The following is a 14,543-nucleotide window of genomic DNA, read 5'->3' as shown; positions in this document are numbered from 1 at the left end:
CAGGAACGTTCGGATCGTGTATCGCGTTGTCGGACCTGTTGCGATCCACTGGTCGACGTCGTGTTGCGTGCAGGTCTCGATCGTGCGTCCGTAGGTGGACCTCAGCCAGCTCAGGAACTTGACGGTCTCGGTGATCTCTTGTTTGGCCGATCGCACCGATGGCTGGGTATCGCCGCCGGCATCGGCGATTGCGCGAATCCGCCGCAGATGGTGCCACGTCGCGAAGTGGCGAGCGGGCCGGGCAACCTCGGTCGGCAGGTCGATCAGCTTGTCATCGATCCATTGTTCGAAGCGTGGCAGCCACCGGTCTCGGGGAGGCAGTAGGCCGTGGTATTCCATCAATGTCCGCAGATGTTCTGCTGCCCGACTGGGTAGGGCGTCTAGGCCTTCGTGCGTGGCGGCGATGGCGCCGGTTCCTAGCCCCTTGAGCAGTTCCTGGACTTTCGGTGACCGCTTCCAGATCATCGTCGACTCGGGTCGCTTAGCGGCGCATAGCGCGTCGACGAGGCCGCTGAGGATTGGGTCGGACGGCGGCCCGCCCATGATCTCGTGTAGGTCGTCCCGGACGGCGCAGCGAGCGCATATCGTCCCGCGGTGGTGACCGGACTCCTCGCCGCAGCGGCTGCATCGAAAGTCGTCGACGATACCTGCGCACGGCCCGCACACCGGGGTGCCGTCGGGCAGGGGTGGTCCAGGTAGAAGTCGTTCGACGCCGCATACCGGGCATGTTCCGTGAGTGTGGATCGCGGTGAACCAGCAGGTGAAGCAGATTCGGCCTTCGGGCCAGTGTGCCTGCGTCCGGGTGGTCGATCTGCCGCACCGGTCGCAGACCCACGCTCCACTCGCCTGTCGCGGTCGGCCGCGTACTGGCCGATAGGGGACTAGGCCGTCAGGTTCCATCCTGTCTTCACCTCATTGCGTGGTGCTACTCGTCGAGGATGTTCGCGCGCCGCGGACGCACAGCGCGGTCCAGCCGCATGACGTTCGGGCCGGCATTGGCCGCTCGGTGGTGCTCGCGAGCATTGACGGCGGTGACTGTGAGAAGCGCGTCGGGGCCGCACCCGAAGATGTCGCACAACGCCGACATCAACTGCAGCGACACCCGCTCAGGTCGCTGGTTGACCAGCCGATACACCTGGGGACGGGACAACGAGATGTCCCGTTCTGCGAGCAAGGGGATCAAGTCCGTGGTCGTGTTCATTCCGCGCGCAGCCATCAACTCCGCCAGCCGCCACGTGTAATCGACCTTGCGTTTCATTCGGCAGTTCCCTTCGTCGTGCTGTCCAACGCTTCTTTCACGGTCCGGTCCAACACCGATCTCAATGTCGACCGACGAAATTCGTCAGATGTGAACTGATAGATTCCCGTCGTCGAGGCGTGTTCGTGCCCCATCTGGTCCTGCACGAACCTGGGATCCCAGCCATCCTCGAGTAAATGCGTGGCGTACGACCGCCGAAACGAATGCAGATCGACGCCGTCGGGGATACCCAGATCAACACAGTAGCGGCGTACACGACGAAGAAGAGTCGACCCCACCACCAGCCCGCCTCGTTCGCTGGAGAACAGATCAAGACTGTCGGGATCACCTCGGCCGTTGGCGATCCAGTCCTCGATGATCGGAGGCGTCCACCGCCACACCGTCAACACCGAACGGGGTTTCGGAGGTGACCCGCGGAACGCCTTCCCGTACCGGACCTTGCACACGCCGAACTTCCCGAACTCGCGAGCGTGGGGATTGCGGGCGAAGTCCACCAATTGCAGGTGCGTGAGCTCGTTAAACCGCAAGCCGTAGGCGTAGGCGACCTTCATCATCGCGGCGTCCCGGTAGGCCGCCTGCCAGCCCTTCCTGCTGGTCGCACCGATCCGAGCTACCTCATCGTCGGCGTACTCGAACAAGGCTTGAAGCTCGTCCTTGGTGTAAGGGCGCTTGCTCGCCCGCCCGTCGTACTCCTGGACGTGGCTCGCGGTGTTCCAGGCGGAAAAAACCTGGGCCGGGTACGCGTCGAACAGCTGCTCACAGACGCGGTCCCACCCGTAGTCAGGGTTGCTGATGTAGGAACAGAATGCCCGCAGTGTGCCGTGGTAGCCGCGCAACGTCGAGTGCATCACATGACGAACCGACCGAAGATCGGCGGAAAACTCCTCAACCATCGCCGGTGTCCAGTTCCACGGCTCCTCGTTCGAATGCTCGATGAACCTCTGCACGCAGCGCACTCGCCGATCGATTGTCGAGAACTGCAAGTTCCTGGACAGCTGCTGGTTCCGCCACCCGTCGAGCATCAGCTCGACGACACGCTCCTCCGGCCGCAGAAGCGGCACAGATTCAACCAGATGTACTCGGCCAACCTCATCGATTCGCATCGGAACCTCCACCAGAAACGGTTTCATCTGATGATTCAATGATGCATCCAATGAGACGGCAGGTCAATACCCGCAGGTCAAAATGACAACGAAATCGATCAAGACCGGGCAACTGCCCACGCGACTCATGGGGTCTCGCCGGAAGGCGGCTGGCCTAACCGGTACGTATCCGCTGGTCCCGACGCCATAGAATGAACGAAGCGCCCGGGCATGGGGGAGCCGCAGTGATTCATCTGTTGCAATACGCAGGGTTCTACATTACATAATGTTTCTTATCGGCATACAAACGACAAGCGCCGATCGCCGAGGTTGGCGACGACTGTGAACGGTCACCGAGATTGGCGAGTTTTCACCAATTTGGCGAGTCAGGGCTCGATTCTGGCGAGGTTTGACAACACTTCGGCTCTGAGCCGCCGCAGGGCGCCGCGACGCTATCGCTCTCCGCCTGTGGACAGTTTTGAGAATTGTTGGGCGCGTACACTATTGAGACGCGACATGCCTCTCATTTCGACCTGGTGCGAGCCTCCCCGGCCTATCCGGGACCGAGCGATACGTCACAGTGACGATTCGTCCATCGCCAGAGCCCCCAGTCGAGTCGCAGCTTCCCGTCGCCCCCGTCTGGTTCAACCCGGTCTCAGCGCAGAACATCCGACATCCGACGCAACCTCCACAATATGAATGCACCGCAACGGGCACGCCGCGCCAAGACGGTGTCGACTCCGGCTGGCCGGTGACGTGTCGGTGAGTCCCTACATGGAATCGAGACGACGGCAGGAGCTGGCGCGAGATGCGAGGTCCCGTATCTGAAGGTCGGTAATTTCCATCGTTCAGATGACATCAGCGGCGCAACAGGTGTCGGACATCCTCCGGATAATCACCACTGTGGAATCCACTCAAGAAGCTGGCGCACCGGCAACGACCGCATCTGTCCTGGGTAGCGAAATCTTCGCGCTCGAACCAACCGCGGCCAAGACCACTGCTGAAGTGACCCGCGAGGGCGATGACGTGGTCCTGAGTCGGTGGCGACTCGGGGACTCGTCTCGGCAAGTCGAAAGAAGGTCGTATCGGGAATGGGCCCCAATGTTCCGCAGCCGCAAAGACGCCGACATCACACTCGGCATCTACTCCCGACACCCAGTCCTTATCCGAGATGACGCCCCGGACGGCAACCCCTGGGGACTGTCCTTCGCGCGACTCTTCGACATGGCCAACGACTCCGGGCTGTTCCACACCCCCGACGACCTCGCCGACGCCGACTTCAACGGCTGGTCGTACGAACGCGGCGGCAAAGAATACGTGCCCCTCTACGAAGCAAAGATGCTCGGCCACTTCGACCACCGATACGCAACCTACAAGAACGCGACGCAGGCGCAACTCAACAAGGGAACGCTCCCACGCCTGACTAACGAGCAGCACAACGATCCAGAGCTTGAGCCGCTTTCGCGGTACTGGGTTTCTCGGAATGACGTCGAAGCAAGGCTTGAAGACCGCTGGGACCGTCGATGGCTTCTGGGGTGGCGGGATATCACCAACGCTTCAAATGAGAGGACGTTCGTTCCTTCGGTGTTTCCGGCATCAGCGGTCGGTCACAAGTTCCCGCTGACCATTCTCGAGGACCCTTCGATTGCATTGGTGCTTCACGGTCTGAGTGCAAGTCTCGCTTTCGACTACGTCGCGCGCCAAAAGCTTAGCGGCACTGGGATGACCTACTTCATCGTGAAGCAACTTGCCTGTCCAGCACCCGATCGTTTCGTTGAACCTGCTCCGTGGAGGACTGGCGAGCGCCTCGAAACGTGGCTGAGACCATACGTCCTGGAGCTCGCATTCACTTCGACGCGTTTGAGTCCCTACGCCAAGGACCTCGGCGACGATGGTCCACCATTTCGATGGAACTCCGACCGCCGAGCGCTCCTTCGCGCTGATCTCGACGCCGGCTTCCTTCACGTATACGGCCTGAACCGTGTTGAAGCCGAGCACGTCTTGGATTCGTTCCCAGTGGTCCGCAAGTACGAAGAGCGCGACTTCGGTGAGTACCGAACCAAACGTCTTGTTCTTGAGGCGTACGACCGCATGGCCGAAGCCATCGCCAACGGTGGCAAGGGATGGAAACCTCTCGCCCACCCCCCTGCTGGCCACGGTCCGCGCCACCCCGAATAGTCGAGCGGAGAAGTTCTATGCCCACACTTGCTATCGACAAGGGATTTATCACCGACCTCGCCAAAATGGAGAAGGCCGTCGCAAAACGAGTCGCCGAGGTCTTCGACGAGTTCGATACCGCGACCCACACTGGCCTGCACCTGGAAAAGATTGCGAACGCCCGCAATCCGCGATTCCGGTCAATCCGCATCGACCAGGCCTGGCGCGGCATCATCCTTGCTCCGATCACAGGCGATGTTTACACCCTGCTCAAAGTGCTGCACCATGACGACGCGTACCAGTGGGCCCAGCGCAGCAACATCTCGGTTAATTCCGCGACCGGCGGCATCGAGATCCGTGACGAAGCCGAACTCGATCGCCAGATGGGTGAAAGCGAGCCACACATCGTCGAGCAGCGCCTGCGCCGTCTCCGGACGCCAACGATAGGGGCGCTGGTACGGCGGTATCCGAAGATTGCGAGCGAGTAGTTCGCCAACCGAAAGGGGTCGCAGGTCGTCACGGACGATCGTCATCGCCAGCCAGTTCCGCAGTCGACCACAACGTATTCTCCGGCGACTGGCGCTCCTGCAAACTCCACCGCTACAACGTATACGAGGCCAGCCTGATCGGTTCCCATTCAATCCCAATGGCATGACTACTGCAGGGCTGTTAGGGACGACGATTGCCGTGTTCATGTTGGTCAAGGTGGCCAGCCTGGTCATGTGGTGGCATGTGCAAGCTCGCCGCAGGTGGCACGACGAGGTGGCCGCGCAGTGGGACCAGGTCACCGACACCTTCTCCGGGTCGTTTCCGAAGGTCGCGGCGTTGATGGAAGCCGCCAAGCACGACGTGCTCGCGTTCACCGCGTTCCCGAAAGCACACTGGCAGAAGATCTGGTCCAACAACCCGATCGAGCGGCTCAACAAGGAAATCAAGCGTCGAGCCGATGTCGTGGAGATCTTCCCCAACCCGGCGGCCTTCCTGCGGTTGGCGACCGCGGCGGTCATCGAGCAACACGACGAGTGGCAGGTCACCCGCCGCTATGTCTCGGATGTGAGCATGGACGAGCTCCGTGCGGTGATCGCCGCCAAAGAGCACGCTACCGAACCGGCGTTGTCGTTGACCGGATCGAACGAAACAGCATAGTATTCAGCATGACTCGTTGATCGCTAGGTGTGCTGCAGAGCCGATCCGAAGTCCACCACTCCACGGGGCACTATCGCCTGCCTCTGAAGGGCTGGCAGATCTCCCCTTTGACAAACCATCAGCACGCAGGGAGGGAGACGACGATGCCGACAGGGCCTAGTCACTATGTACTACGGAAGGAAAACGGTCCAGGGTCACGGTGGGACGAACCCTGTCGCTGCATGATCGGCCGCGATCATGATCCCGACGGATACAACGTTTGGGATAGCGACCTAGAGCGGTGGGACCGGGAGGAAGGCCGCTCGAGCGCCGATCCGAACTGTCCTGCATGCGGTGGTACTGGGGCGTGCGCTCTTTGCGGTCCTGACTAGTCGCACGAGACAGTCGTTGAACGTATCTGTCGACCAATTCTGATCTGGCGGGGTGGAGGTGAAAATCGCGTAGCGAATGCGCTCCGGGCGGGGCACGCCGAGCCCTGCGTCAGCGGCGAGGCCGTCGGACTCGGCGACCGCGTCCCGGGCTGTCTGCTCAACTTCACGCTCGGTGTGTACGTCACTGTCGGAGATCCTTGTCCTGACTTTTGTCTCGCGAGCGTGCGTTCTGCGCCCGTTCAGCATGGTTGGCGAGATCCTGTCGGGACTTGCGTCCGGTCCGGCGCGCCTGGCCTACCGTGACATCATCACCGCGACCGCGACCGTGCGTCACATCGGTTTTCATCTGGTCCCACGCGTTGGTGATCGCGGGCTTGCCGTCGGCGCCGGTCACTCGATGCGGTGTGCCGGCCGTGTCGTAGGCGACCTGAGGGACTCGATACCGCTTCAGCGCGACCTGGGCTTTCACGGTGTAGTTGTCGAGCACGCGCTCGGCGGCCTCTGCGGGAGCCAGGCCGGACACCTCGCGCAGCTGCTCGGCGGCCGCTCGCCTGTCCTCGCGAGCAGCCGCCAACTCGTCGGAGACCTCGTGGCGCGCCTCGGCGCGGCCCTGCTGGTGGCCCTCGGCACGAGCCGCACTGACCAGTGCGGGCTTGTCGTCGCGCTCCCAAATTTCCTGGCCGTGCTGCCGACCGGCGGCCTCGGCTCTGGCGATCACCTGCGGTCGCATCGCATCCCACTCGGTACGGACCCGGGTGGTCTCGTCTGTGCGGGCCTGACGACGGATCGTCGTCGCGTCGTCGTGCGCCGACTGCAGTATCTCGGCGGCCCGGGCCTCGGACTGAGCGATAGCGGCCTCGCGGGACTCCACCTTGCCCACGCGAGCTATCAGGGCCGGGTCGACGTCGACGACCAGTGGTCCGACTCCTGCTTCGACCGCGGCGCTGACCCGCCCATCGGTATCGCGGGCCAGCGTCACACCCTCGACTGAAGCGCCGGTGACTAGGGCGTGCGCGGCCCTGCCCTCGTAGGTGCCGCCGGCCTGGCGTACGTACGCGGCGTGGACGCCGTCGTCCTGCTCCCACGGCGCGCGACCGTCGGCAGTGAGGGGGGTCCCGGTAGTAATGGCGCAAAAAACAACGAAGTTCGCGTAGTGCCTGGTCAGCGGCGATTTCTCGGTTCGGGCTGCGGGCCGGGGTGGTTGGTGCTTGGCTTGTCTGCCGATGAGGTTGGTCGGCGTGTTGGAGGCTGGGGTTCGTGGCGACGCGGGTATTCGCGGACGAGGAGTTGCAGCGCCTGCGGGAGTTCCCGGAGATCAGTCGTGAGGAGTTGTTCCGGTACTTCACGCTGACCCCGGCGGATCTGGCGTTTGTTGCTCCGCAGGGCAGGGGCCCTGCGGTCCGTCTGGGCCTGGCGGTGGCGTTGTGCACCTTGCCGTGGCTGGGGTTCGTGCCGGACAAGGTGCCGTCGGCGCCGCCGGTGGCGGTGGCCCGGCTGGCGGATCAGCTGAATATCGATGCAGCGCAGCTTCGTTCGTATGGCAAGCGGGCGCAGACGCGGACCGAGCATGTGCGGCTGGTGGCCCAGTATCTGGGGTGGCGGCCTGCCGGGGCGATGGAGTTGAAGGAGCTGGATGAGTTTCTGCTGGCGCGGGCGATGGAGCACGATTCGCCGACGCTGTTGTTCCGGCTGGCGTGTGAGTACCTGATCTCGGCGCGGGTGATCCGGCCGGGCCCGGAAACGGTGGTCCGCCGGGTCGCGCACGCTCGCACGCGGGCGCAGCGGGAGACCTACGACCGGTTGGCGCGCGAGTTCACGCCGCAGCGGTGTAAGGAACTGGATGCGTTGCTGGTCGTCGACCCGTCGATCGAGATGTCGCGGTTGCGGTGGTTGTCGACCGGCCCGGTGGAGGCGTCGGCGACCGCGGTGAAGGCCGAGGTCGAGAAGCTGGTGTTCCTGCGCAACCTGGGCGCGGATGAGCTGGACATGTCGGTGCTGCCGGCGGAGCGGCGGCGGTTCCTGGCGACGGTGGGCCGCCGCTTGACGGGCCAAGCCCTCGAACGCCGGGATCCGCAACGCCGCTACCCGATTCTGCTCACCGTGTTGGCGCAGTCGGCCACCGATGTGCTCGACGAGGTGGTGCAGCTGTTCGATCAGGCGATCTCGGCCAGGTTGAGCAAGGCCGAACGCCGGATGCGCGACGAGCTGGCCGAGCGCGGTAAGGCCGGAGAGGATCGGCAGGGGTTGCTCGACGACCTGCTGGCGATCGTCTGTGACCTGCAGATCCCCGACGAGGAGATCGGCGGCCTGATCCGGGGCGATCGGATCGGATGGGAGCGGTTGCGGGCCGCGGTCGCGCAGGCCAAGCCTCGGCTGCCGCGCGATCACGGGCACCTGGCCGCTCTGGACAGCTCGTACTCCTACCTGCGGCAGTTCACCCCGCAGGTGCTGTCGACAGTCCGGTTCGCCGGCGGCACCGCCGCGACCGAGCTGCTGATCGGGGTGCACATGCTGCGGGAGCTGAACGCGACCGGTACCCGCAAGGTGCCCGACGACGCGCCGACCGGGTTCGTGCCGACGAAGTGGCGCGGCTACCTCGACGAGGCCCGCAAAGCCGGTAACACCACCGCCTATCGGCACTACTGGGAGCTGTGCGTGCTGCTGGGGCTGCGTGACGGGTTGCGCAGCGGGGATGTGTTCGTGCCGGGGTCGCGCCGCTACGCCGACCCGGCCGCGTACCTGCTGACCCCGCAGGCGTGGGAGCCGCAGCGTGACGAGTTCTGCCGCCTGGTCGGCAAGTCCGCTGATCCCGCTCGCGCGCTGGCGACCGCCACCGACGAGCTCGACGCCGCTATGGGCGAGTTGGAGAAGGTGCTCGCCGGCGGCGACGGGCCGGTCCGTCTCGATGAGGCCGGTGACCTGGTGATCTCACCGCTGTCGGCGGAGGATGTGCCCGCGGAGGCGACGGCGCTCAAGGCCGAGCTGACGGAGATGCTGCCGTTCGCGCCGATCGTGTCGCTGCTGATCGAGCTGGACAAACGCACCGGCTACCTGGACTGCTTCACCCACGCCGGCGGCAAACAGGCCCGCAGCCCGGAGCTGAAACGCAACCTCATCGCCGTCCTGCTGGCCTACTCCACCAACCTCGGGCTGACCCGAATGGCCGAGGCGTCGGGCCTCTCCTACGACATCCTGGCCTGGACCAGCGAATGGTATGTGCGGGAGGAGACGCTGCGGGCGGCGAACCTGACGATCATCGACTACCACCAAAGGCTGCCGCTGACCCCGGTCTTCGGCGCCGGCACCCTGTCGTCGAGTGATGGGCAACGGTTCCCGACCCGCGGCAAATCGGTCACCGCCAGAGCGTTGAGCCGCTATTTCGCGAACGAAGGACTGAGCACGTATACCCATGTCACCGATCAGCACGCCACCTACGGCACCAAGGTCATCGTCGCGACGAGACGCGAAGCTCACTACGTGCTGGACGAAATCCTCGGCAATGCAACGGATCTGCCGATCACCGAGCATGCGACCGACACGCACGGCGTCACCCTCGTGAACTTCGGGCTGTTCGACCTGCTCGGATTGCAGCTCTCGCCCCGCATCCGGGACCTGGGCCGGATCACCCTGTATCGGGCGGCGCCTCGGGCCCAGGTGGAGTCCGCGTTCCCGCACGCCGGGCCGCTGCTGACCCGCAAGCTGAATCTGGATCTCATCGCCGAGCACTACGACGACCTGCTCCGGCTGAGCGGGTCGCTGAAGTTCGGGCACGCCACCGCGTCGCTGCTGGTCGGCAAGCTCTCCGCGTCGGGCCGGCAGAACGCCCTCGCGGCGGCGCTCAAGGAATACGGGGCGCTGCGGCGCACGATCTACGCCGCCCGGTACCTGTCCGACCCGGGCTATCGGCGCAAGATCTCCCGACAGCTCAACAAGGGCGAATCCCTGCACGCGCTCCGCCGCGACCTGCTCTACGCGCACGAAGGCGCCGTGCGCGCGAGGCACCTGGAGGGACAGACCGAACAGGCATGGTGCCTCACGTTGGCGACCAACGCCGTCATCGCCTGGACCACAGAGTATTACGGGCTGGCGACCGAACAGATGCGGCGGGCCGGGCGGCGCATCGACGACGAGGTGCTGACGCACATCTCCCCGGCCCACAGCGAGAACATCAACTTCTTCGGCGCCATCGAGGTCGACATCGACGCCGAACTCGCCCAGCTCGGCCCCACCGGGTACCGGCCGCTGCGCGTGCGGGACACCCTGTTCTGACCCGCAGCGCCGGCCCGGATCGGCGGCGGCGCGATCTAGCAGCAGGCGCTGGTTCCGGTGGTCGTGGTCGGGTCGGTGATCGCGTCGGCGAGGGGGCGGGCGAGCTGGTGGTAGGCGTCGGTGACCGGCAGCACCGTCATGCCTGGGAATTTCGCCTGCCAGTGGTGGGCGGCGTCGGAGGTGGCGAGGAACATCTGCGGGTTGCAGCAGGTGGCGCGGAGGTGACCGGGCTGGATCCGGTCGGGGTCGACGAAGGCCACCATCGCGGTGGCCGGTTCCAGGTCGCTGACCCCGGTGACGGGGTCGATGGTCAGGCGCACGGTGGTGCCCGTGATCGGGCAGTCGGATTCGATGCAGGCGGGTGCGCCGATGACGGCGGGGAAGATGAGGGTGTCGGGGGCACACCAGGTGTAGAGCTGGTGGCCACCGACGCTGAACCGGTGCGGGGTCGGGTTGAGGGTCAGGCCCCAGCCGACGATCCGGCCGGCCTCGTCGTATTCGACGTCGGCGCCGATCGGCGTCTGCGCGGGGTCGAGGTCGGGCACTCCCGCGGCGGCGGCGAGTTCGGTGACGGTGACCGGGGTGCCGTGGGCGAGCAGCCGCAGCGCGGCGCGCATCAGCGCCCGGTCCCGGCCGGCGGGCAGGATCTTGGCGAAAACGTCGGCAGTGAGGTTGTCGGTACTCATGGGATCGGACTCCTCGAGGGCGATCGGACAGTGACGGTGCCGACGGTAGGGTCTGTCCCCGGGGTGAGGGTCAAGCCCGTAGCTCGCATCCGCACGGGTCACCGGCCCAGCACAGGTCGTCGGTGGCCAGATGCGCACGGTGTGCGGTTTCGAAGGCGTCGATGCGGTCGAGGATCTGCTCGGCATCGGCGATGCGCTGGCGCAGCCGCTGCCGCGACCGCTGCAGCAGCTCGGCGAGATGGGCGCCGACCGAACGGCCGTGGTCGTCACGGTCGGTGGAGGTGAGCTGGCAGATCTCGGCGATGGTGAGCCCGAGGCCGCGCAGCTCGCCGATGAACCGCACGCACCACTCCGCGTCGTCGGTGTAGAGGCGGTAGCCGGCCGGGCTGCGGCCCAGGGTGTAGATCAGGCCGAGGTCGGTGTACTCGCGCAGCGCCTTCACCGGCACCCCGGTGCGGGCCGAGAGGTCCCCGATCGTCATGTGTCCGTTCATCACTGCCTCCCGTCCGACGGCGTCAGCCTGCGCAGCAGGACAGTTTGGTGACGTCGGTGGTGAAAGTCTGCGCGGTCAGTTTCAGCGCTTCGGCCATGGTCAGGTACGGCGCCCAGGTGTGGGCGAGCCGGTCGACGGTCAGACCCGCGGTCATCGCATAGGTGGCGGCGGTGATCAGGTCCCCGGCGCCGTCGCTGAGGGCGTGCACGCCCATGATCCGGCCGGTGCCGGCTTCGGCGACGATCTTGACCAGGCCGCGGGTGTCCCGGTTGACCAGCGCCCGCGGCACGCTCGACAACCCCAGCACCCGGCACTGGCAGGCCAGCCCGGCCGCGGCGGCTTGCGCGTCGGTCAGTCCGACCGAGGCGATCGCGGGGCTGGTGAACGTCACGCGCGGCACCGTGGTGTAGTCCAGGACGCGATCGGCACCGGCCAGGGCGTTGTCGGCGACCAGGGTGCCCTGCGCGGCGGCCACGTACACGAACTGCGGATCCCCGGCCACGTCCCCGGCCGCCCAGATGCGCGGATTGCTGCTGCGCTGGCGGTCGTCGACCACGACCGCGCCCCGCTCGTCGACGGCGACGCCGACCGCATCCAGGCCCAGCCCGGCGGTGTTGGGGCGGCGGCCGGTGGCCATCAGCACCTGCTCGGCCCGCAGCTCGGTGCTGGCGCCGCCGCCGGTGCGCACGGTCACCACCTTGTGCCCGTCGTCGGCGAGGACCTTCTCGACGGTGGCGGTGGTGAGCACGTCGATGCGCTCGTGGGCGAAGACGGCCTCGAGCGCGGCCGAGATTTCCGGTTCCTCACCCGAGGTCAGCCGGCTACGCGCGATCACCGTGACCTTGCTGCCCAGGCGGGCGAACAGCTGGGCCTGCTCGAGCCCCACATAGCCCGCACCCACCACGATCAGCGACTCCGGCAGCTGCTGGAGGTCCATGGCGGTGGTCGAGGTCAGATACCCGGCCTCAACGAGGCCGTCGATCGGCGGAGCCCAGGGCGCGGCACCGGTGGCGATCAGATACTGGTCGGCCTCGATCACCCGTACACCGCCCTCGGCGCGCGCGACCCGCAGCACGGGTGCCTCGGCGCTGCCGTCGAACACCGCGGTGCCGGAGACGATCTCCCACCCGTAGTCGGCGGCCAGGTCGACATACTTCTCCGCCTGCAGCTGCCCGACCAGCGCGTCCTTGCCCGCGATCAGGGCGGGGAAATCCAGCGGCACCTCGGCGGGGGTGAGCCCGGGGAACCGGCCCGCCGCCTCGGCGGCGTGGCGGGCCTCGGCGGCGGCCAGCAGCGCCTTCGAGGGCACACACCCGACGTTCACGCACGTGCCCCCGACCGTCCCGCGCTCCACCATCACCACCCGTTTGCCGAGGTTGACCGCGGCGATGGCGGCGGCGAACGCCGCCGAGCCGGAACCGATGATCGCCAGATCGGCGCGGGAATCTGTCAAGGTCACGAGGGTGCCTCCTGGTCGGGCAACCGCTGAACCGACAACGGCTGCTATTCGTGTTGACGAATATCTACCGGAACCATATTATGCGCTTATCCGAATAGTTCAAGTCTCGTGGAGGCGATCCCATGGCCCGGTCCACCACCGCCACTGTCACCGTGCCCGGTGCCGAGTCGGCGTGTACGCATCTGGATACGACGGCGAAGTTTTTTCGCGCCCTGTCGGATCCGACCCGGCTCAAGCTCCTCGAATTCATCCTCGCCGGGGAGCGCACCTCCGCCGACTGCGTCGAACACGCCGGCATCTCGCAGCCCCGGGTGTCGGTACACCTGTCCTGCCTGGCCGACTGCGGGTATGTCCTCGCGCGCCGCGACGGGAAGAAACTGCGGTACTCCGTGGGTGATCCGCGGGTAGCTGACCTGGTGATGCTGGCGCGGTCGCTGGCGGCCGACAACTCCGCCGCGCTGGGCTGCTGCCCGCGCATCCCCGCCGCGGACGGTAGTGGGCGGCGATGAACACACCCGACAACAAGGCGATGAACACACCCGACAACGACTCGGGCGGGTTCGGTGGTCTGCTCGCAGTGGCCGGTGGCGTGCTGGTGATGGTCGCCTGCTGCGCCGGTCCCGCCCTGATCGCCGGCGGCGTGCTCGCCGGTCTCGGCGGTGTCTTGACCAGCCCGTGGCTGCTTGCCGCAGGCGTGCTGGTCGTGGCCGCCGCCGTCGGCTACACCCTGCGGCGCCGCGCCCGTAAGGCCACGGGGTGTTGTCCGCCCCGACCCGGATCCCCTCGGTCGGCTCCGGCCGACCGCGACCGGACGGAAACCCCGGCATGACCGTCTCGAACTCTGACACCCCGATGAGCGGTCGCGAGACCGCGCTGACACTCCCTCGCCCCCGCACGAAAGGCCACTGTCCTCGAATGGCCACTCTGCCACGCTTTCGCCGCCCCGCCCTCGCCGCCGCCGCGCTGGCGCTGTCCGCAGCCCTGGCCCTCACCGGGTGCACCTCGACCGACACGACGGCGCAGGATCCGGTGGCGCCGGTGCAGGTCGACACCGTCACCGGCACCTCCATCAGCGTGCCCGGTGACAAGCCGACCGCGTTGTTCTTCTTCTCCGTCGGCTGCGGCGAATGCGTGGGCGGCGCGAAATCGGTGGCGCAGGCGGCCGGACAACTCGGCGACAAGGCGTCGTTCGTGCTGGTCGACATGGATCCGGGTGAATCCGCGCAGACGGTGGCCGGGTTCCAGGACTTCACCGGCACCCAGGCGCTGCCCGCCGTGATCGACACCGGCGCCACCCTCACCACACGACTCTCGGTGGCGTCGCTCTCGACGCTGGTCGTGGTCGATCCGGCGGGCAAGGTCACCTACCGCGCCACCGACCCGTCCGCCGACCAGATCACCACCGCACTGCGCGACGCGGGAGCGGCGTGATGGGCGGACTGCTGGCGCTGGCGTTCACCGCCGGGATGCTCGCCCCGGTCAACCCGTGCGGATTCGCGCTGCTGCCCGCCTGGATCACCCACACCCTCGGCGACACCACCACCGACGCGTTCCCGGTCCGCATGGCGCGCGCCCTGCGCGCCGGGACCGCGCTCACCCTCGGATTCGCGGGCACCCTCGCC

At 66.4% G+C, this 14,543-nt stretch carries 11 protein-coding genes and 4 pseudogenes; 8 read left to right on the top strand and 7 right to left on the bottom strand.

What is annotated here, in order from left to right; genetic code table 11:
* The 3 genes and pseudogenes from GOSPT_RS24225 to GOSPT_RS03965 all read right to left on the bottom strand — a co-directional run.
* A pseudogene (locus GOSPT_RS24225) lies at positions 1 to 900 on the bottom strand (recombinase XerD); the annotation flags it as partial.
* 25 nt (positions 901 to 925) lie between these two features.
* Complete coding sequence (locus tag GOSPT_RS03970) at positions 926 to 1,258, bottom strand: helix-turn-helix domain-containing protein (RefSeq protein ID WP_005203177.1); 333 nt, start codon at positions 1,256 to 1,258, stop codon at positions 926 to 928.
* Entirely contained in the window at positions 1,255 to 2,361 is a 1,107-nt protein-coding gene (locus tag GOSPT_RS03965; RefSeq protein WP_005203175.1) for a tyrosine-type recombinase/integrase, read from the bottom strand. The genes GOSPT_RS03970 and GOSPT_RS03965 overlap by 4 nt, the downstream gene beginning before the upstream one ends.
* 831 nt (positions 2,362 to 3,192) lie before the next feature.
* Here GOSPT_RS03965 and GOSPT_RS03960 point away from each other — a divergent pair.
* From GOSPT_RS03960 to GOSPT_RS03950, 3 genes and pseudogenes are all read left to right on the top strand, one after another.
* Positions 3,193 to 4,518 (top strand): hypothetical protein, encoded by a 1,326-nt coding sequence (locus GOSPT_RS03960; RefSeq protein ID WP_005203174.1) that lies wholly within the window; start codon positions 3,193 to 3,195, stop codon positions 4,516 to 4,518.
* Between the two features lie 17 nt (positions 4,519 to 4,535).
* Positions 4,536 to 4,889: pseudogene (locus GOSPT_RS03955) on the top strand (type II toxin-antitoxin system RelE family toxin); the annotation flags it as partial.
* Positions 4,890 to 5,253: 364 nt separating this feature from the next.
* Positions 5,254 to 5,643: pseudogene (locus tag GOSPT_RS03950) on the top strand (transposase); the annotation flags it as partial.
* 552 nt (positions 5,644 to 6,195) lie between these two features.
* Here GOSPT_RS03950 and GOSPT_RS03945 read toward each other — a convergent pair.
* Entirely contained in the window at positions 6,196 to 6,993 is a 798-nt protein-coding gene (locus GOSPT_RS03945; RefSeq protein ID WP_039854666.1) for a hypothetical protein, read from the bottom strand.
* Positions 6,994 to 7,271: 278 nt separating this feature from the next.
* Here GOSPT_RS03945 and GOSPT_RS03940 point away from each other — a divergent pair, with 278 nt between their 5' ends.
* The gene (locus GOSPT_RS03940) at positions 7,272 to 10,283 is read left to right on the top strand and encodes a Tn3 family transposase (RefSeq protein ID WP_005203168.1); all 3,012 of its coding nucleotides are present in this window, start codon (positions 7,272 to 7,274) and stop codon (positions 10,281 to 10,283) included.
* Between the two features lie 35 nt (positions 10,284 to 10,318).
* Here GOSPT_RS03940 and merB read toward each other — a convergent pair whose 3' ends face one another.
* The 3 genes from merB to merA all read right to left on the bottom strand — a co-directional run bounded on the left by merB (position 10,319) and on the right by merA (position 12,921).
* Positions 10,319 to 10,969 carry an organomercurial lyase MerB gene (gene merB / locus GOSPT_RS03935; protein ID WP_004018623.1) on the bottom strand — a complete coding sequence of 217 codons (651 nt, stop codon included), beginning with the start codon at positions 10,967 to 10,969 and terminating at the stop codon, positions 10,319 to 10,321.
* A 70-nt stretch (positions 10,970 to 11,039) separates the two neighbouring features.
* A complete protein-coding gene (locus GOSPT_RS03930) occupies positions 11,040 to 11,450 on the bottom strand; it encodes a MerR family transcriptional regulator (protein ID WP_004018624.1) in 411 nt (136 codons plus the stop codon).
* A gap of 34 nt (positions 11,451 to 11,484) precedes the next feature.
* Positions 11,485 to 12,921 carry a mercury(II) reductase gene (gene merA, locus GOSPT_RS03925; protein WP_004018625.1) on the bottom strand — a complete coding sequence of 479 codons (1,437 nt, stop codon included), beginning with the start codon at positions 12,919 to 12,921 and terminating at the stop codon, positions 11,485 to 11,487.
* Between the two features lie 122 nt (positions 12,922 to 13,043).
* Here merA and GOSPT_RS03920 point away from each other — a divergent pair, with 122 nt between their 5' ends.
* The 4 genes and pseudogenes from GOSPT_RS03920 to GOSPT_RS03905 form a co-directional block, all read left to right on the top strand.
* Positions 13,044 to 13,430, top strand: a complete 387-nt coding sequence (locus GOSPT_RS03920) for an ArsR/SmtB family transcription factor (protein WP_004018626.1) — start codon at positions 13,044 to 13,046, stop codon at positions 13,428 to 13,430.
* On the top strand, positions 13,427 to 13,750 hold the full coding sequence (merT, locus tag GOSPT_RS03915; protein WP_005180211.1) for a mercuric ion transporter MerT: 324 nt from the start codon (positions 13,427 to 13,429) through the stop codon (positions 13,748 to 13,750). The genes GOSPT_RS03920 and merT overlap by 4 nt, the downstream gene beginning before the upstream one ends.
* Before the next feature lie 86 nt (positions 13,751 to 13,836).
* The gene (locus GOSPT_RS03910; protein ID WP_005180213.1) at positions 13,837 to 14,352 is read left to right on the top strand and encodes a TlpA family protein disulfide reductase; all 516 of its coding nucleotides are present in this window, start codon (positions 13,837 to 13,839) and stop codon (positions 14,350 to 14,352) included.
* Positions 14,352 to 14,543: pseudogene (locus GOSPT_RS03905) on the top strand (cytochrome c biogenesis CcdA family protein); the annotation flags it as partial. The gene GOSPT_RS03910 and the pseudogene GOSPT_RS03905, both read left to right, overlap by 1 nt.

Origin of the sequence: Gordonia sputi NBRC 100414 (genome assembly GCF_000248055.1) — a bacterium.
Taxonomy (GTDB): domain Bacteria; phylum Actinomycetota; class Actinomycetes; order Mycobacteriales; family Mycobacteriaceae; genus Gordonia; species Gordonia sputi.
Note: the sequence above shows the minus strand (reverse complement) of the source record. Positions and strands in the feature narration are given on the sequence as shown.

Coding starts and splice junctions, on each gene's coding strand:
- merB (WP_004018623.1), bottom strand. CDS start 10,969: ATGAGTACCGACAACCTCACTGCCGACGTTTTCGCCAAGATCCTGCCC.
- GOSPT_RS03965 (WP_005203175.1), bottom strand. CDS start 2,361: ATGCGAATCGATGAGGTTGGCCGAGTACATCTGGTTGAATCTGTGCCG.
- GOSPT_RS03930 (WP_004018624.1), bottom strand. CDS start 11,450: ATGACGATCGGGGACCTCTCGGCCCGCACCGGGGTGCCGGTGAAGGCG.
- GOSPT_RS03960 (WP_005203174.1), top strand. CDS start 3,193: ATGACATCAGCGGCGCAACAGGTGTCGGACATCCTCCGGATAATCACC.
- GOSPT_RS03910 (WP_005180213.1), top strand. CDS start 13,837: ATGGCCACTCTGCCACGCTTTCGCCGCCCCGCCCTCGCCGCCGCCGCG.
- GOSPT_RS03970 (WP_005203177.1), bottom strand. CDS start 1,258: ATGAAACGCAAGGTCGATTACACGTGGCGGCTGGCGGAGTTGATGGCT.
- merT (WP_005180211.1), top strand. CDS start 13,427: ATGAACACACCCGACAACAAGGCGATGAACACACCCGACAACGACTCG.
- GOSPT_RS03920 (WP_004018626.1), top strand. CDS start 13,044: ATGGCCCGGTCCACCACCGCCACTGTCACCGTGCCCGGTGCCGAGTCG.